The sequence below is a fragment of the Pseudomonas lactucae genome (assembly GCF_016937615.1).
Classification (GTDB): Bacteria; Pseudomonadota; Gammaproteobacteria; order Pseudomonadales; family Pseudomonadaceae; genus Aquipseudomonas; species Aquipseudomonas lactucae.
Window position 1 is genome coordinate 28,831 of sequence record NZ_JAFHKI010000129.1, and the last position, 17,029, is coordinate 45,859.

Annotated in this window: 15 protein-coding genes and 2 pseudogenes; 4 read left to right on the top strand and 13 right to left on the bottom strand. The window is 60.9% G+C overall.

Translation table 11 applies throughout. From position 1 onward, the window contains the following. Positions 1 to 25: 25 nt before the first annotated feature. The 3 genes and pseudogenes from JWR98_RS22025 to gnd form a co-directional block, all read right to left on the bottom strand. Entirely contained in the window at positions 26 to 850 is an 825-nt protein-coding gene (locus JWR98_RS22025) for a Cof-type HAD-IIB family hydrolase (protein ID WP_078824416.1), read from the bottom strand. Next, positions 847 to 2,369, bottom strand: a pseudogene (gene zwf, locus JWR98_RS22030) (glucose-6-phosphate dehydrogenase). The gene JWR98_RS22025 and the pseudogene zwf overlap by 4 nt, the downstream one beginning before the upstream one ends. Continuing rightward, positions 2,366 to 3,349, bottom strand: coding sequence for a phosphogluconate dehydrogenase (NAD(+)-dependent, decarboxylating) (gene gnd / locus JWR98_RS22035; RefSeq protein WP_078732957.1), 984 nt, complete (start codon positions 3,347 to 3,349; stop codon positions 2,366 to 2,368). The pseudogene zwf and the gene gnd overlap by 4 nt, the downstream one beginning before the upstream one ends. 270 nt (positions 3,350 to 3,619) lie before the next feature. On the opposite strand from gnd, the gene JWR98_RS22040 reads away from it, so the two are divergent. The 3 genes and pseudogenes from JWR98_RS22040 (at position 3,620) to JWR98_RS22050 (ending at position 6,155) form a co-directional block, all read left to right on the top strand. Next, positions 3,620 to 3,799 (top strand): DUF6026 family protein, encoded by a 180-nt coding sequence (locus tag JWR98_RS22040; RefSeq protein ID WP_205491193.1) that lies wholly within the window; start codon positions 3,620 to 3,622, stop codon positions 3,797 to 3,799. Positions 3,800 to 3,960: 161 nt separating this feature from the next. Continuing rightward, positions 3,961 to 5,717: pseudogene (locus tag JWR98_RS22045) on the top strand (phosphoethanolamine transferase CptA). A 228-nt stretch (positions 5,718 to 5,945) separates the two neighbouring features. Next, positions 5,946 to 6,155, top strand: a complete 210-nt coding sequence (locus JWR98_RS22050; protein WP_205491188.1) for a hypothetical protein — start codon at positions 5,946 to 5,948, stop codon at positions 6,153 to 6,155. Positions 6,156 to 6,260: 105 nt separating this feature from the next. On the opposite strand, the gene JWR98_RS22055 is transcribed toward JWR98_RS22050, so the two are convergent. The 10 genes from JWR98_RS22055 to JWR98_RS22100 form a co-directional block, all read right to left on the bottom strand. Next, complete coding sequence (locus tag JWR98_RS22055; RefSeq protein ID WP_205491189.1) at positions 6,261 to 6,758, bottom strand: GNAT family N-acetyltransferase; 498 nt, start codon at positions 6,756 to 6,758, stop codon at positions 6,261 to 6,263. A 174-nt stretch (positions 6,759 to 6,932) separates the two neighbouring features. Next, complete coding sequence (gene zapE / locus JWR98_RS22060; RefSeq protein WP_078732953.1) at positions 6,933 to 8,036, bottom strand: cell division protein ZapE; 1,104 nt, start codon at positions 8,034 to 8,036, stop codon at positions 6,933 to 6,935. A 15-nt stretch (positions 8,037 to 8,051) separates the two neighbouring features. After that, positions 8,052 to 8,387: a nuclear transport factor 2 family protein gene (locus tag JWR98_RS22065; protein ID WP_078732952.1), complete on the bottom strand. Its 336-nt coding sequence runs from the start codon at positions 8,385 to 8,387 to the stop codon at positions 8,052 to 8,054. Positions 8,388 to 8,438: 51 nt separating this feature from the next. Beyond that, on the bottom strand, positions 8,439 to 9,155 hold the full coding sequence (locus JWR98_RS22070; RefSeq protein ID WP_078732951.1) for a helix-turn-helix transcriptional regulator: 717 nt from the start codon (positions 9,153 to 9,155) through the stop codon (positions 8,439 to 8,441). A gap of 226 nt (positions 9,156 to 9,381) precedes the next feature. Continuing rightward, entirely contained in the window at positions 9,382 to 12,039 is a 2,658-nt protein-coding gene (pepN, locus tag JWR98_RS22075; protein ID WP_078732950.1) for an aminopeptidase N, read from the bottom strand. Positions 12,040 to 12,052: 13 nt separating this feature from the next. Continuing rightward, a complete protein-coding gene (locus JWR98_RS22080) occupies positions 12,053 to 12,883 on the bottom strand; it encodes a DUF2797 domain-containing protein (RefSeq protein ID WP_205491191.1) in 831 nt (276 codons plus the stop codon). Beyond that, positions 12,880 to 13,140 carry a YeaC family protein gene (locus JWR98_RS22085; RefSeq protein WP_078824408.1) on the bottom strand — a complete coding sequence of 87 codons (261 nt, stop codon included), beginning with the start codon at positions 13,138 to 13,140 and terminating at the stop codon, positions 12,880 to 12,882. The genes JWR98_RS22080 and JWR98_RS22085 overlap by 4 nt, the downstream gene beginning before the upstream one ends. Before the next feature lie 11 nt (positions 13,141 to 13,151). After that, entirely contained in the window at positions 13,152 to 14,024 is an 873-nt protein-coding gene (locus JWR98_RS22090) for a rhomboid family intramembrane serine protease (protein ID WP_078732947.1), read from the bottom strand. After that, the gene (locus JWR98_RS22095; RefSeq protein WP_425273209.1) at positions 14,021 to 14,995 is read right to left on the bottom strand and encodes a metallophosphoesterase; all 975 of its coding nucleotides are present in this window, start codon (positions 14,993 to 14,995) and stop codon (positions 14,021 to 14,023) included. Before JWR98_RS22095 ends, JWR98_RS22090 begins: the two co-directional genes overlap by 4 nt. Beyond that, positions 14,992 to 15,882, bottom strand: coding sequence for an NAD(+) kinase (locus tag JWR98_RS22100; RefSeq protein WP_003217892.1), 891 nt, complete (start codon positions 15,880 to 15,882; stop codon positions 14,992 to 14,994). Before JWR98_RS22100 ends, JWR98_RS22095 begins: the two co-directional genes overlap by 4 nt. A 157-nt stretch (positions 15,883 to 16,039) precedes the next feature. On the opposite strand from JWR98_RS22100, the gene JWR98_RS22105 reads away from it, so the two are divergent. Next, complete coding sequence (locus tag JWR98_RS22105) at positions 16,040 to 16,987, top strand: DUF1853 family protein (RefSeq protein ID WP_078732945.1); 948 nt, start codon at positions 16,040 to 16,042, stop codon at positions 16,985 to 16,987. Positions 16,988 to 17,029: the final 42 nt, after the last annotated feature.

A 17,029-nucleotide genomic window follows, 5' to 3' on the forward strand; every position in this document is an offset into this window, starting at 1 on the left:
TTAAGGCGCTTATCGGGTCAGGTACTTATCGCGCCGCGAGAATAAACCGCTCGATTGCTTCGGCCGCGCCATCCTCGACATTGCTGCCGGTGACCACATTGGCCTGGCGCTTGACGGTTTCTTCGGCCTGCCCCATGGCAATCGATAAACCGGCCACGTGAAACATCGCCGGGTCATTGCCGCCATCACCCATGGCAGCGGTCTGTTCCAGCGGCACGCCAAGGTGCGTTGCCAGGGTTTTCAAGGCTTCGCCTTTATTGGCCAACATCGCGGTAACGTCCAGGTAAACCGGTTGCGAACGCGACACTTGTGCCAGCCCCTGCACCCTGGGCTGCAATTGCGCCTCCAGCTCCACCAGCAATTGTGTGTTGTTGCTGGCGGCGACGATCTTGTCGACCCGGTCCAGGTAGGGCTCGAAACTCTCCACCACCACCGGCCCATACCCCAGGCCATCGGCCTCGCGCTGAGCCATCGGCCCCGGCGGATCGCGCCGCAGCCAGTCGCCGTCGGCGAATACCCACACCTCCACGTCCGGCTCGGCCGAAAACAGCGCCAGGGTTATCAGCGCCGCCTCCGCCGGCAGGTGATGGGCAATCAGTATGCTGCCATCGGGGTTGATCAGCGTGCCGCCGTTGAAACCCGCCACCGGCACGTCGATGCCGAATGTCTCGATCAAATGCAACATCGCCTTGGGCGGGCGCCCGCTGGCCAGGCTGAAAAACACCCCGGCCTCGCGCAGAGCGCGAACTGCGTCCACCGTACGCTGGCTGAAGCTGTGATCGGGATGCAGCAAGGTACCGTCAACGTCACTCAAGATAAAACGGATGGGATGGATCGTGGCATCACTCATCCGAGGCTGTGCCAGGTGCGGCCATCACGGGCCAGCAACGCATCGGCCGCCGCCGGGCCATCTTCACCGGCCTTATAGGTCTGGATGCCATCGTCTTCCTTCCACGCGTCAAGGAATGGCTGCACCGCACGCCAGCCATTCTCGATGTTGTCGGCCCGTTGGAACAAGGTCTGGTCGCCGGTCATGCAGTCGTAGATCAGGGTTTCGTACCCGGTCGACGGCTGCATTTCGAAAAAGTCCTTGTAGGCAAACCCCAGCTGGATGTTGGCCATGTCCAGGGTCGGCCCGGGCTTTTTCGCCAACAGGTCGAACCACATGCCTTCATTGGGCTGGATCTGGATTTTCAGGTAGGTGGGCTTGAGCTCGTCCACCTCGGTGTCGCGAAACTGTGCGTAAGGCGCCGGTTTGAAGCAAATCACGATTTCGGTGTCGCGCACGCTCATGCGCTTGCCGGTGCGCAGGTAGAACGGCACGCCGACCCAGCGCCAGTTGTCGATCATCACCTTGAGGGCGACGAACGTCTCGGTGCTGCTGTCGGGCGCAACGTTGGCTTCTTGGCGATAGCCCGGCATCGACTTGCCCCCGATTTCGCCGGCGGTGTACTGGCCACGTACCGAGTTGGCCCGCGCATCTTCCAGAGACCAGGGGCGTACCGCGCCGATCACCTTGGCCTTTTCGCCACGGACGGCATCGGCACCGAATGCCGCCGGCGCTCCATGGCCACCATGGCCAACAACTGAAACAGGTGGTTGGGCACCATGTCGCGCAGAGTGCCGGTTTTTTCGAAGAAATTGCCCCGGGTTTCCACGCCAACGGTTTCGGCGGCGGTGATCTGCACATGATCGATGTAATGGTTGTTCCAGAATGCCTCGAACAGCACGTTGGAGAAACGGCTGATAAGGATGTTCTGCACCGTTTCCTTGCCCAGGTAATGGTCGATGCGATAGATCTGCTTTTCGCTCATCACCTTGAGCAGGCAGGCGTTCAACGCTTCGGCGGTGGCCAGGTCGGAACCGAACGGTTTTTCGATCACCACACGACGGAAAGCGTCGTCGGTTTCCGTCAATAGTCCGGCACTGCCCAGGCGCTGCACCACATCACTGAAGAAGCGCGGCGCGGTGGCGAGGTAGAACACCGCGTTACCGGTGCCACTGGCGGCGATCTTCTTGCCGATGTCGGCGTAGGTGCTGTCGTCGAGAAAGTCGCCCTCGACATAGCTGATGCCCTTGGCCAACTGTGCCCACAATGCCGGGTCGAGGGCATTGTCCGCACTGCCCCTGACCTTGCTTGCCGCCTCGGTGCGGATGAAATCCTCGAGTTTCTTGGCGAAGTCGGCATCGCTGATGGCGTTGTGATCCACGCCGACAATGCGCAGGCCGTCACCCAGCAGCCCGTCGCGACTGAGGTTGTACAGCGCCGGCATCAGCAGGCGCTTGACCAGGTCGCCATGGGCGCCAAACAGAAACAGCGTGGTGGGTGGAGCCGGTTCGGCCTGGGTTTTCTTGCCGTTGGCGGTCATTTTTTGGAAGTCTCCACGTGTCCGCCGAAGCCGAAGCGCATGGCAGACAGCATTTTGTCACCGTAGGTGCTCTGCTGGCGCGAGCGGAAACGGGCGAACAACGACGTGGACAGTACCGGCACCGGCACCGCCTGTTCCATGGCGGCCTCGATGGTCCAGCGGCCTTCGCCACTGTCGGCCACAGAACCGGAGTAACCGTCGAGTTTCGGGTCGGTGGCCAGCGCATCGGCGGTGAGGTCCAACAGCCAGGACGAGACCACGCTGCCACGGCGCCATACTTCGGCAATGTCGCCGACATTCAGGTCAAAGCGCTGGTCTTCAGGCAGGTTTTCCGAGTTCTTGGTCTTGAGGATGTCAAACCCTTCGGCAAACGCCTGCATCATCCCGTACTCGATGCCGTTGTGGATCATCTTGACGAAATGCCCGGCACCCGCGGGGCCGGCGTGGATGTAGCCCTGCTCGGCACGCGGGTCGGCGCTGGCGGAACGGTCCCTGGTGCGCGGAATGCTGCCCAGGCCCGGGGCCAGGCTTTTGAAGATCGGGTCAAGGCGCTGTACGGTTTCGGTGTCGCCACCGATCATCATGCAATAGCCACGTTCCAGGCCCCAGACGCCGCCGGAGGTACCGACATCAACATAGTGCAGGCCCTTCTCGGCCAGTGCCTTGCCGCGACGCACGTCATCCTTATAGTTGGTGTTACCGCCGTCGATGATCACATCACCGTGTTCCAGCAGCTCACTCAACTCATTAATGGTGTTTTCGGTCGGGTCGCCAGCGGGCAGCATGACCCACACGGCACGCGGCTGTTGCAGCCCGGCGACGAGCGCCTTCAAGTCGGCAACGCCAGTAGCGCCCTCCTCGCTGAGGTTTTTGACAAATGCTTCGTTACGGTCGTAAACAACGGTGGTATGCCCATTGAGCATCAGGCGCCGTGCAATATTCCCGCCCATGCGGCCTAGTCCGATAATCCCCAGTTGCATGTGCTGATGCTCCTAACTGCTAAAAAATGTGTGACATAGTTTATAGCGCAATGAGGCTAATGAGGGTTAGTCAGGGGCAGAACCTTGTAGTTTCATGACAAAAAAGTTGCCATCGTTTCACCATCACGGCAGCGAAAGTCACACGACCACCAAAAATAAAAAAGTTCCATTGACGTGAAAAAGAATTCAGAATCGCCCTGACTGCTGCCGAGAACCTCGACTCAAGCGTTCTGGCACACCGCGACACACCGCCTATTTGCGAGGCAAGCAATGAATACAGCACAGATGACCCGTCCTCCACAGACCCTCTACGTTTCTATCCGTCGAGATGAGCTGCGCCAGTTGAAAGACGAACGCGAACAACTGCAGCAGGAGGTCATGCGCCTGCGTGCCCATATCATTCAAGCCCAACTCGATCAGCCCGCTGGCGCCCAGCCTGCGCTCTGCTGAGCCCGGTCATCGCTTTGTAAGATAGCGGCTACAGAAATCTCACAAAGTTTTCACACGTCATCGCCGATACTCCCGCCCCCAAGGGCCATCCCATGCAAGGGTGGCCCCTGTTGCGTGCAGCCCTGCGCGTCGATTGAAAAATTATCAGGTTGGAGCGCTGGATGGCGATGTTCGAACGCAGCACTAAGTCTGCGAAAGGCTTTGATTGGGCCGGTCTTGGCTGGCTATTCGTGTTTTTCTGGTACTTCTCGGGTATTACCCAACTGCTGATCCAACTCAGCGGCACGTCCGGCTTCAGCGGTTTTCGTCAAGCCTTCTTCATGAGCGCACTGTGGCTCGCCCCCCTGCTGATATTCCCACGCCGTACGCGCCTGCTGTCCGCCTTGATCGGCGTGGTGTTGTGGGCCTGTTCCATGGCCAGCCTGGGTTATTTCTTTATCTACCAGCAGGAGTTTTCCCAAAGCGTCATCTTCATCATGTTCGAGTCGAACATCTCCGAGGCCGGCGAATATGCCACTCAGTACTTTGCCTGGTGGATCGTGCTGGCGTTCATTGCCCATACCGCCGTGGCGATTTTCCTGTGGACCCGCGTGCGCCCGGTGTACCTGCCGCGCGCGCAGGCACTCGTGGCCGCGACCGTGATCGTGGTGGCGATCGTCGGCTACCCGCTGGTCAAGCAGATCGCCCGCAGCGACACCTTGGACGACGCGATTGACCGCTTCGAATCGCGCATCGAGCCAGCCGTGCCGTGGCAGATGATCGTCGCCTACCACCGCTACACCGAACAACTGGACAACATGCAAGGCATGCTCGACAGCGCCAGTCAGATCCCACCCTTGACCAACCTCAAGGACACCACGCCGGCCAGCCTTCGACCTTGGTGCTGGTGATCGGCGAGTCCACCAACCGCCAACGTATGAGCCTCTACGGTTACCCGCGCAACACCACGCCGGAACTGGATAAGCTGCGCGACCAATTGGCAGTGTTCGATAACGTCATCACGCCTCGCCCCTACACCATCGAGGCACTGCAACAGGTGCTGACGTTCGCCGACGAGGAGAACCCCGATCTGTACCTCAAGACGCCGTCGATTGTCAGCGTGATGAAGCAAGCCGGCTACAAGACCTACTGGATCACCAACCAGCAGACCATGACCAAGCGCAACACCATGCTCACGACCTTTTCCGAACAGGCCGACGAGCAGGTATACCTGAACAACAACCGCAACCAGAACGCCCGTCAGTACGACGGCGACGTGCTGGCGCCGTTCTCCAAGGCCCTGGCCGACCCGGCCGAACGCAAGTTCATCGTGGTGCACCTGCTCGGCACACACATGAGCTACCAGTACCGCTACCCACCGAGCTTTGACAAATTTACCTACCGCCAGGGTGTGCCCGACGGCGTCAGCGATGATCAACTGCCCACCTACAACAGCTACGACAATGCCGTGCTGTATAACGATTTCGTGGTGTCCAGCCTGATCAAGGACTACGCCAAGACCGACCCCAACGGCTTCCTGCTGTACCTTTCGGACCACGGCGAAGACGTCTACGACTCGGCCGGCCACGCCACCCTGGGGCGTAACGAAGGCAAACCGACGGCGCCGATGTACACGATCCCGTTCATGGCCTATGCCTCGCCGAAATGGCGCGAAAACCACGACTGGAGTTTTGCCGGGGACCTGCAACGACCCTACAGCAGCTCGCAGTTGATCCACACCTGGGCCGACCTGGCCGGGCTGGATTTCAACGAGCTGGACCGCAGCAAAAGCCTGGTCAGCGATAGCTTCCAGGCGCGACCGCTGCTGATCGGCAACCCTTATTTGCGCCAGCAGAAAGCCTTGATTGACTTCAGCCTGATCAAGCCGAAGAAGGCCAGCCCGGCAGATGTGGTGCTCCAGGAAAAACCAGCCCCGTAACGCACGATAAGGCGTCCTGCGTTTGACCTCAGCGTGTATTAGAACGTCCCAGGTTTGGTCAGCCTCTTCCTCACTGGAAGTTATAAAAGCGAATGATCCAACGTTAACGAAATTGTTAACGTTGGAAGTTTCTCGGGTTAATTCCCACTTAATAAGATCGCGCCACTATGGCCCACACATCTGCTCAGGGACCGAACGGACAACGATCACACTTAATGAGAAACTCCTATGAAACTTTCGACTTTGATATTTGCCAGCCTGATGACCCTTACCTCCGCCGCCGCGTTTGCAGAAGGCGGTTCGGAGCGTTCGAAGCAGTTCTACAATGACTTCGCGTTCTCGCAACAACAAATCCACGGTTTGGAAAAACAGACCGCGTTGGCGGACGGCAAGAACCCGAAAACCGAAACGGCCGATCAGCAACAACCCAAGAGCTAACTTAACGCTGAGTTAATACTTGTTTAATTCGCAACACCCTCACGCCATTCCGCTCCTTTGGCCAAGGTTTACGGGCGCCATTTAATGGCGCCTTTTTTTTAACTGTTATTTATCCAGCGGTTTATGCCAGAACAACATGCGTCCATAGGCCGGATCAAACTTCGAATCGTCAAACCCGAACTTGCGATAGGCTGACTGCGCCACGGCATTACCTTCGAGCACCTCCAGGGTGATCTTGCAGCAGCCGCGCTGCCGGGCGATTTCCTCGACCTTGTGCAGCATTTTCTGGCTCAGCCCCAGGCCACGGAACGACGCCATCACCGCCACGTCATGGATATTGACCAAGGGGCGACAAGCAAAGGTGGAAAACCCTTCAAAGCAATTCACCAGCCCCGCCGGTTCACCGCCGACAAATGCCAGCACACTGAATGCATGGGGCCGCTTGGCCAGTTCGGCCGGCAGTTGCACCAACAGATCAGCGGACAGACTGTGACCGCCGCCCATCGGGTCTTCGGCGTAATGGTTGAGTACACGACCAATGGCCTGGGCGTGTACCGGGTTGGTGTAGCTGGCTTGCAGCACCAGGATATCTGGGGTTTCCATTGCCTTCCTCAATCACGACAACAAGGGAATCGGTTCCCTTTGAGGGGCTTGATTGTAAGCGTGGAGACGGCGCCAGCTGAAGGAGATTAACGACAAATATCTGCGTGAACACGGGAAGGTTCTGCCGATAAAAAAGCCCAGAACGCCCATCTCGGGGCGTTTTTCGTACAGCAATCAACCGAAACGCTGCAATTGCATTTCCTGCAGGCGGCTGAGGGTGCGGCGGAAGGGAAACGCCAGGTAGCCCTCGGTATAAAGGCTTTCCAACGCCACCTGCGCCTCGATGAACAAGGGCACCTTGCGGTCATAGCACTCGTCCACCAAGGCGATGAACCGACGCACACTGTCGTCGTGCACCGACAACTGCGGCAGTTCACGATCACCGGCCACCACCCGCTGCACCGCATCTTCAGTGCCACGGGCAATCCGACCGGGACGCTGTTGCGCGCTCAAGTTGGGCACTTCACCCAGCACAATCGCCTTGAAGCGATCACACAGCAGCATGAAATCCATCGCCGCCAAGGGTTGCTCGCACAGGTCGGCGTAACGACACCAGAGCACGCTGTCGCTGGACTGCACGGCGTTGATGCGACGATGACCAACCTCGATCAGCCCGCTGTTTACACCCTGCCCTTCAGCCAGTTGTGCGAAGACCCTGGCCAGCGCGTCGGGCTGGTTCACCCAATAGCGCTGCAGGCCAACGCCTGGGTGCAAGCGATGGTCCTCGCCACCGTCCACCGCCACCACCTGCATATGCTGCTTGATGGCTGCGATACCAGGCAAAAATCGCTCACGGTTGAAACCCTCGGCATACAACTGGTCCGGCGGCTGGTTGGAGGTGCAGACCATTACCACGCCTTCTTCGAACATCACCTGGAACAGGCGGCCGAGAATGATCGCATCGCCGATGTCATTGACGAACAATTCGTCGAAACACAGCACTCGCACTTGCTGGCTCAGTTCCCGTGCCAGAGCCTGCAAAGGGTCGGGGGTGCCGGTCAATTGGAATGAGCGCTGATGCACCCAGCCCATGAAGTGATGAAAATGCTGGCGCCGCGCAGGCACCCGCAGGCTTTGGTGGAACTGGTCCATCAACCAGGTTTTGCCACGGCCCACCGGGCCCCACAGGTAAACCCCGGTGAGCGGCGCATGCCCTTGATGCAGGGCCTGATGACAGGCTTGCAGGGCATCCACCGCCTGGCGCTGGGCATCGTCGGCGACGAAACCCTGTTGGGCGATAGCGTGTTGATAGGCAGCGAGGGGCGAGTCGAAAGTCATGCCCGCGATTATGACCTACAGCGAGATATCCAGCCGTGAAATCTTGCCCTGCTCGTTGAGGCGGAACGTGTAGCGCAGCTCCAGCGGGCTGCCGGGGAAATTGCCGGAGACCACGTTGCTGACCAACACCTTGCCGGTACGATGCTGCACGTTGAGTATCTCAACCCGCGGCTGGTAGCGCCGCGCGGTGTCTTCCATCCAGCGCGCGATGGCGGCCGTGCCGACCTGATGCTCGCCTTCATCAAACACATTGGCATCATCGGCAAAACACTGCGCGACGGCCGAGGTGTCGCGGGTATTGGTCGCTGCAAGATAGGCCGCGATGGCCGGGGCCAATTCGGGAAGGGACATGGCACAACTCCTTGTTGGTGATTTATGGCGCCATGCTAAGCCAAGGGTGTGTCAGTTTTTGTCAGGAGTGAACGGCGTGGATTCGTTGCGTTCCATCAGCTTGCGCCAGGCCCGCAGCCAGTCGCTGCGTCGCCCCGGATACCGCTCGCCCTTGGCTTGCGCGCTGGCTACGCGGTCGGTGCGAAAGGTGCGATAGGCGCCGCGTAGCTCACACCACGCCACGATCACCCGCACTTCATTCAGAAAGCCCAGGGCCAACGGCCAGATCAGGCGCTGGCTCTGGACCTGGCTGGCATCCGCGTAATCGATATGCAGCTTGGCCTGATTGCGAATAGCCTCGCGAAACACATTGAGCGGCACGCGGTTTTCCGGATAGCCGAAACCTGGCGGGCCGGGCAGTAACGTCGGGTTGCGCAAGGCCTCCTGGGCGGCAGGGTCAAGAACATCGGCAATCTTGGCCAACGCATTGGCCGCGGCGCGACTGAGCACCTCGTCCCCACGCTGATCCACATACCGCAAGCCCAGCACAACGGCCTCGGTTTCCTCGGCGTTGAGCATCAAGGGTGGCAAAAACAGGCCATTGCGTAATACGTACCCTACCCCGGCCTCCCCGAAAATCGGCGCCCCCAGGGCGGTCAACTCGGCAATGTCCCGGTACAGCGTACGCTCGGACACCTCCAACTGCGCCGCCAGCACGGCAGCCGTGACAGGCCGTTTTTTACCCCGCAGGGCCTGCAACAAGGTCAGTAGACGAGTAGTACGCGACACGTTGATCCCGCCGAAAAACGAAAAGTGCCGCAGTTTAGCAAAGGACCCTGTCAGGAAATGTCAGTAGCAAGGTGGGCCTTTCGGTTATCCCAAGCTCTTGCGCTGCTGCTCTGGCTTTTGATCTTGATCTCAGGCGCCCCATCAAACACGCCGGCCGAACGCAGGCTTGAATCCGTGGTGAGGGAGCTTGCTCCCTCGCCACAGGTTCAAGTGCATTTACCCATGCTTACGCCAGGCTCTTGCTGACCACCTCGAACACATCGCTCGACAGCCCACCGGAGGCCAGGATGCGCTCCAGCTCAGCCTTCATCAGCGCCTGCCGTGCACTGTCGTATTTACGCCAGCGCGTCAGCGGCGCCAATTGGCGTGACGCGATCTGCGGGTTGAAGCCATTGAGCTGGATCACCAGGTCGGCCAGGAAGCGATAGCCCGAGCCGTCGGCCGCATGGAAGTTGATCAGGTTCTGCCCGGCAAACGCGCCGATCAGGGCACGCACCTTGTTCGGGTTCTTGAGGTTGAACGCCGGGTGCTCCATCAGCGCTTGCACCCGCGCCAAGCCGCCCGGCAAGGTGCTGGCGGCCTGCACGCTGAACCATTGGTCCATGACCAGCGGGTTGTCCTTGAAGTTCTCGGCAAACACCGCCAAGGCCTTGGCCTTTTCCGCTTCGAATGGCGAGTTCACCAGCACGGCCAGCGCGGTCAGGCGTTCGGTCATGTTGTCGCTGGTGTCGAACTGCTCCAGCGTCGCCGCCAACACTTCTGGCTTGCCGCTGAGCATCAGGTACGACAGCGCGATGTTCTGCAACGCACGCCGGGCAAAATGCTCCGCCGCGGCGACATACGGCGTCTGCCTGGACAGCTCGCGATTGGCCTGATAACGCAGCCACAGGCCTTCGAACAGCTGGTCGGCCAGCTGCTTGCGGGCAAACTCACGAGCGGCGTGGATGGCGTCAACGTCCGCCACGTCGCTGATTTCCGTCAGGTAGGCTTCACCCGGCAGCGAGAGCATTTCGGCGACCATGGCCTGATCCAGGCTTTCGTCGCTCAACACCGTGCGCAGCGCCTCGACCAGGCGCTGGTCCAGCTTCAGCGGTTGACCCGCCTGATGCTGGCCAATGAGTTCCTGCAACACCTGCACCGACAGTTGCTGGCCGGCATCCCAACGGTTGAAGCCATCACTGTCGTGCTGCATCAGGAACATCAGCTGATCGCGGCTGTAGGGGAAGCTCAGTTTCACCGGCGCCGAGAAGCCGCGCAGCAGCGAAGGCAGCGGCTGTTCAGCGATATCGACAAAGGTGAAGGTCTGTTCGGCCTCGGTCACCGAAATCACCCGCGAGGTAGCGCCCGCCGCTGCCTCACCGGCCAGGCGCAGCGCAATGCCCGCGCCCTTGCCATCCAGCAGGCCCAGTTCGACCGGAATCACGAACGGCAGTTTTTCGACCTTGTCCGGGGTTTCGGGGCAGCTCTGGCGGAAGGTCAGGCTGTAGGTTTTGGCGGCGCCGTCGTAGGACTCGCTCACCGCCAAGCGTGGGGTGCCAGCCTGGCTGTACCAGCGCTTGAACTGGCTGAGGTCAGCCCCATTGGCGTCTTCCATGGCCTTGATGAAATCGTCGCAGGTCACGGCTTGGCCGTCATGGCGTTCGAAATACAGGTCGCTGCCTTTACGGAAGCCTTCGGCGCCGAGCAAGGTGTGAATCATGCCGACCACTTCCGAGCCCTTTTCGTACACGGTCAGGGTGTAGAAGTTGGAGATTTCGATAAAGCTGTCCGGGCGCACGGCATGGGCCATGGGGCCGGCGTCTTCGGCGAACTGGTGGGTACGCAGGTACGCCACGTCCTGGATACGCTTGACCGTGGCCGAGTTCATGTCGGCCGAGAAGCCCGAATCACGGAACACGGTGAAGCCTTCCTTGAGCGACAGTTGGAACCAGTCGCGGCAAGTCACGCGGTTGCCCGACCAGTTGTGGAAGTATTCGTGGGCCACAATCGCCTCGACGCGCTGGTGTGCGGCGTCGGTGGCGGTTTCAGCGCGGGCCAGCACGGCGCTGGAGTTGAAGATATTGAGGCCCTTGTTCTCCATCGCGCCCATGTTGAAGTCGTTGACCGCGACGATCATGAAGATGTCCAGGTCGTACTCGCGGCCATAGGTTTCTTCGTCCCAGCGCATGGACTTCTTCAGGCTGGTCATGGCGTGCTGGCACTTGTCGATGTTTTCCGGCTCGACGTAGATGCGCAGCGCCACTTCACGCTGGGTCATGGTGGTGAAACTGTCTTCGACGCACCACAGATCACCGGCTACCAACGCAAACAGGTAGGCCGGCTTCTTGAACGGGTCTTCCCAGGTCGCCCAGTGGCGGCCGTCTTCGCCGGGGCCGCTGGCGATCGGGTTACCGTTGGACAGCAGCACCGGGTAGCGGTGCTGCTCGGCGATCACCGTGGTGGTGAAGGTGCTCATGACGTCCGGGCGGTCGAGGTAATAGGTGATCTTGCGAAAGCCCTCGGCCTCGCACTGGGTGCAGAACATACTGCCGGACTTGTACAGGCCTTCCAGCGCGGTGTTGCTTTCCGGGTGGATCTTGACCGTGGTGTCGAGGGTAAACGTGGCGCTTTTTGGGTGCACGGTCAGGTGGCTGTCGGTCAACTGATAGTCAGCGTCGGTCAATTCCTGATCGGCCAGGTTGACGCTCAACAGTTCCAGTTGCTGGCCATCGAGCACCAGTGGCGGCAAACCGGCGCCACGCTCGGGGTTACGGCGCATCACCAGCTGCGCGTGGACCAGGCTGTGGTCCTCGAACAACTCGAAGGTCAGGTGCGTCTCGTCGATCAGGTAGTCCGGTGCCTGATAGTCCTTCAGGTAAATCATCTTCGGTTGTTCGGTGCGCATGCTTGCAATCCTTCTACTGATGCACGGCGAGCTGGTAGGCCGTGTATTTGCGAATATTGATAACGCCGGTGTCGAAGATCAGGTATTGGCCCTTGATCCCCAGCAGCGTGCCTTCGGCAATCGGGTTCTTGTCCAGGTTGAAGCTGACGATCTTGGTCGGATACTGCTCCACCGGGTAGCGAATCTCAATCGGCTCGATGTCGGTTACCGGTTGGATGGCCTGCAGGCCAAAGCGTTCCTGCAAGCTCAACAGCCCGTCGGCGCAGGCTGCGAACAGCTCATCGCGCACCTGCTTGAGGTCCACCGATTGCGCATCGCCCTTGAGCAGCGCGCGCCAGTTGGTCTTGTCGGCCACCTGGCTGCGGAACAGGTCTTCGACGAACCCGGACTGCTGGCGCGTGGCGACACGCATGATCGGCAATGCCTGGCTCGCGCCCTGGTCCAGCCAGCGCGTCGGCAACTGGGTGGCGCGGGTGATACCGACCTTGATCCCCGACGAATTGGCCAGGTAGACCACGTGGTCGGTCATGCAGAACTGTTCGCCCCAGCCTGGATCACGGCAGGTGCCGGCGTCGTAATGGCAACGCTCGGGGCTCATGATGCACAGGTCGCACTGAGCCAGTTTGGTCATGCAGGGGTAGCAATAACCCTGGCTGAAGCTGGTCTTGGTCTTGCGGCCGCAATGGCTGCAATGGATGGCACCGAGGTACTCCAGGCGCACATGGGTACCGATCAACGGATTGACCGGCACCTCGCTATCGCCCAGACGAAACGCGTATTGAACGGTCGGCTCACCGAGTTGCGCCGACATTTTGCTGACTGCACCGCGACCGATTTCAATCAATGGATCGCATCCGACTTGAACAGGATGTTCGGCACGGTGGTCGACTTCGACTGGCATTCCTGCGGGCCCATGTAGCCAGTGCGCTGGTCTTCCGGCAGGTTCTGGATCTCCCAGGCGATCATCGCCTGCAGCGACAGTTCACGCTGTTCGGCGGTGAGCTTGCGGCCATCGGACCACTTGCCGATTTCCACGGCGAGCTTGAGGCTCTCATAGATGTCCGGGGTGATGTTTTCGATCATTTCAGCAAAAGAGGACATAAGGCTCTTCCTTATCCAATAGAGGATTTGCGGCGGCTGTACAGCCCGCCCAGCAAACCGGTGAGGCAACCGATAGCCAGGCCGCCCACATGGGCCGCGTTGGCGATTTGGCCGAAACCGATCATCGAGACCAGCCCCGACAGGCACAGCACCAACCACACCAGCATCATCACCAGCACCCCACGGGGCAGGCGATAGGCCGGGTTGGGCGAAAGCAATTGATAGATCCAGCAATGCCCGAGCAGGCCATACAACACGCCGGACAAGCCGCCGAACAGGCCAGGACCACCATAGGCGTATTGCGCGTAATTGGAGACCAGGCTGAACAGCAGCGTCAGGCCCAGCAGGTTGATACTGCCTTGGCGGCTTTCGATACGTCGGCCCAATTCCCAGTACCACATGCCGTTCATGGCCAGGTGCAGGATGCCGAAGTGGATCAGCATCGGCGTGAACAACCGCCACCACTGCCCTGACGCCAACGTTTCGGCAAATGGCGTGAACTGGATGTATTCGCCCATCACCCGGAACGGCAGGAAGGTCAGCCAGCTCATGGCTTGCAGGTTTTCGCCGAGCAGGGTCAGCGCACCGACGATCAGGCTCGCCAGCAGCACCAGGGCGGTCACCGGACTCTGGCGCAGCTGCGCTAAAAAGCCTGGGCGAGCGAGCGGCGCCTGCTCGGGAATATCCAGTTGGCGGTCGGGGTCGCCGGCGGGAAAGCGCTGGTACAGCACGCGCACGTCATCGCTGATCGCCTCCGGCACCCACAACACCTGCTCCCCCGCTTCCTCACTGACGTGGTGGGGCACTTGCATGCGTTGCAGCAATTTGACGAAACCACCCAAGTCGACGCTCAGTGGCAAGCGCAATACGGCCACGGTACTCATGCAATCACCTCGGGCCGCTCAACGTCGACCCATACGAATTTGCGCGGATCCAGTCGGGTTTCCTGATCCAACCGATACGCCACCAGCTTGCCGTACAGCACCGCGCTGTAATCCAGGCAGGCCAGGTTCGGGCGGATCGGCGCGGGGGTGCCGCTGCGCCAGTAGTGGCCGACGAACAACAGGGGCTCGTCGACGCCGTAGCGCAGCAGGGAATTTTTTTGCGTCGACGACAGTGGCGTACGGGCCACCGGCTCCGGCAAAGCGTCCGGCTGGAACACGATGTCGCCATAGGTTTTCGGGTCGTCTTCCCAGAACTTGGTGCGAAAGAACGAACGCGTCAGGCCATCGCCACCGGTGAGCGTCAGGCCATCCGGCAGGCGCATGTCGGTGCCGCGCAGCAGGCGGTCGAACGCGTTGCAGGCAAAGCTGCCCGGTACGGCGGCGGCCTGCAGGAAGTGCTGGTCGATACAACCGTCCGGGAACGTGGCGCGCAGCGGCTGGATAAAGCCTTCATCCCAGCAGGCATGCACCACACGGAACCGCCCGGCGTCGACAAACAGCGGCATGTCGTAGAACCACGTGAGGAAGTCGTGCCAATCGCCCGGGTGCTGCTCGAACTGGGTCAGGGTTTCGTGGATCAAGCGTTCATGGCGCGGCGTGTGCTCGCGCACGAACTGGCGGCCACTGCCTGGCGGTGCCGGCGTGACCCAGCCCAGGGCGTTGAACTCGTGGTTGCCCATGATGCACAGCGCCTGGCCGGCCTCGGCCATGTCGTGGACGATATGCAGCGCCTCGCGGATGCGCGGGCCGCGGTCGATGATATCGCCAAGGAACACCGCCATGCGCGACGGATGGCGCCAGGTGCCGCCACGCTTGTGGTAACCCATCTGGTCGAGCAGGTGCTCAAGGGTATGGGCGCATCCGTGCACGTCACCAATCAGGTCGTAGCTACGCGCGGGATCGAGCATCAGTCGCCTCCACCCCCCAAGCGGCTGCCCCAGCCCAGCTTGGTGCGGCACACTTCGTAGTAGTTGTGATCCAGCGGGTGGATCAGCCGCAACTTCTGCGCCTTTTTGCTCACGGTGATGGTGTCACCGGGTGCGCAGGTGAAATGGTTCTGCCCGTCGCAGGAGACTTGTGGGTAGATCTGCATGTCTTTGGACACCACGATTTTCAGCTCACTGTTGCCATCGACCACAATCGGCCGGCTGGACAACATATGGGGGTACATCGGCACGATCACAATGGCATCGAGCTTGGGGTGCATGATCGGGCCACCGGCCGACAGCGCGTAGGCCGTCGACCCGGTCGGCGTGGCGACGATCAGGCCGTCGGCCTTCTGGCTGCACACGAACTGGCCGTCGATGTACAGCTCGAACTCGATCATGCGTGTGGATTTACCCGGGTGCAGCACCACGTCATTGAGCGCATCGCCCTGGCCGATGGCTTCACCGTGGCGTCGCACTTCGGCTTGCAGCAGGAAGCGGTTTTCCACCAGGTAGTGGCCGTCGAGCACCTTGGCCACTTCCACCTCCAGCTCATCGGGGCGGATATCGGTCAGAAACCCCAGGCTGCCCCGGTTGATCCCCAGTACCGGCACGTTATGCCGCGCCAACGCCCGGGCCGCGCCGAGCAGGCTGCCGTCACCGCCAACCACAATGACCATGTCGCACACTTCGCCGAGCATCTTGCGCGATGAGGTTTGCAGGCCGTGACCGGGGAGAATCTCGGCGATGGTGTCTTCGAGGATCACATGCAGGTGGCGTTCCAGCAGGAATTTTTTCAGCCGGCGGACGGTGTCCAACACCTGGGTACTGCCCAGGCGACCGATGATGCCGATATTGCGAAATTGCTCCATGGGGCTCCTGCGGGGCGTGGGGTGTGGCAAAAAAGAAACGATTATGGGCGAAAGGCCGCGTGAGGCAAAATCCTTTGTCGCCGTGAAGCCTTGATGACAATGGTTCTCAGGGTTTTTTCAGGCATCCGCTCCCGGCTTAAAAGGCTATGCTCGGACCATGACTGTATTCCCCGACTTGCACACCCTGCCCCGCCAACTGCGCCACCCCGAGGTGCGCGACCTGGCGTGGGTGATACTCGCCCCGCCGATGCTTGCCCAGGCGCCCTGGCCGCAACGCCACCCACTGGCCGGCAGCGACTGGGTGCAAGCCCCCGACCGGCTCGAACACTGGCTGCGACAACTGGACCAGGACAGCAGCGCCTTGCAGCACTGGCTGAGCCTGTCGCGCACGCGGCGCCTGGGCCTGTATTACGAACGCCTGTGGCAGTTCGCCGTGCAGCATGCGCCGGGCGTGGAACTGCTGGCCGCCAACCTGCCGATCCGCCGCGCCGGGCATACCCTGGGCGAGCTGGACATGCTGCTGCGCGACCGCGATGGCGTGCACCACCTGGAGCTGGCGATCAAACTCTATCTCGGCCCACAGGCCGGTGACGGCGAAGACACGGCGCAGTGGCTGGGCCCGGGCTGCCATGACCGGCTCGACCGCAAGCTGGCGCACCTGGCACAGCACCAACTGCCGATTTCGACGCGCGCGGAAAGCCGCGAGGTGCTGGCGGCGCTGGATATCCAACACTTGGATGCGCATTTGTGGCTGGGCGGGTATTTGCTGTACCCGTGGCCTGGGCTGGCCATTCCCCCTCGCGGTGCCCATCCGCAGCATTTGCGTGGGCGCTGGTTGCATCAGCGCGACTGGCAGCAGTTTGTCAGCGCCAGCGCGCCAGGCCGGTGGCAACCGTTGCCCCGGCATGCCTGGCTGGCGCCGGCGCATTACCCGTCCGCAGAGGTGTGGAGCGAAGCACAGATGCAGCGTTGGCTGACTGATCTTGATCCGATGGCACCGGCGCAATTGTTGGTGCGCATGGTCCAGAACGGTGAGGATTGGGAGGAAGCGGAGCGTTTGTTCCTGGTGGCGGATCTTTGGCCGAATGTGCCGGGGGCGGGCTGATGGTCTTGCAGTGCTTGTCCGGGCCTCATCGGGAGCAAGTCG

Excerpts from the sequence above, each read along its gene's own strand:
- zapE (WP_078732953.1), bottom strand. The coding sequence starts at position 8,036 with ATGACTTTCGACTCGCCCCTCGCTGCCTATCAACACGCTATCGCCCAA.
- JWR98_RS22055 (WP_205491189.1), bottom strand. The coding sequence starts at position 6,758 with ATGGAAACCCCAGATATCCTGGTGCTGCAAGCCAGCTACACCAACCCG.
- JWR98_RS22065 (WP_078732952.1), bottom strand. The coding sequence starts at position 8,387 with ATGTCCCTTCCCGAATTGGCCCCGGCCATCGCGGCCTATCTTGCAGCG.
- JWR98_RS22100 (WP_003217892.1), bottom strand. The coding sequence starts at position 15,882 with ATGGAGCAATTTCGCAATATCGGCATCATCGGTCGCCTGGGCAGTACC.
- pepN (WP_078732950.1), bottom strand. The coding sequence starts at position 12,039 with ATGCGCACCGAACAACCGAAGATGATTTACCTGAAGGACTATCAGGCA.
- JWR98_RS22025 (WP_078824416.1), bottom strand. The coding sequence starts at position 850 with ATGAGTGATGCCACGATCCATCCCATCCGTTTTATCTTGAGTGACGTT.
- gnd (WP_078732957.1), bottom strand. The coding sequence starts at position 3,349 with ATGCAACTGGGGATTATCGGACTAGGCCGCATGGGCGGGAATATTGCA.
- JWR98_RS22085 (WP_078824408.1), bottom strand. The coding sequence starts at position 13,140 with ATGTCCTCTTTTGCTGAAATGATCGAAAACATCACCCCGGACATCTAT.
- JWR98_RS22040 (WP_205491193.1), top strand. The coding sequence starts at position 3,620 with ATGAATACAGCACAGATGACCCGTCCTCCACAGACCCTCTACGTTTCT.
- JWR98_RS22105 (WP_078732945.1), top strand. The coding sequence starts at position 16,040 with ATGACTGTATTCCCCGACTTGCACACCCTGCCCCGCCAACTGCGCCAC.
- JWR98_RS22050 (WP_205491188.1), top strand. The coding sequence starts at position 5,946 with ATGAAACTTTCGACTTTGATATTTGCCAGCCTGATGACCCTTACCTCC.
- JWR98_RS22090 (WP_078732947.1), bottom strand. The coding sequence starts at position 14,024 with ATGAGTACCGTGGCCGTATTGCGCTTGCCACTGAGCGTCGACTTGGGT.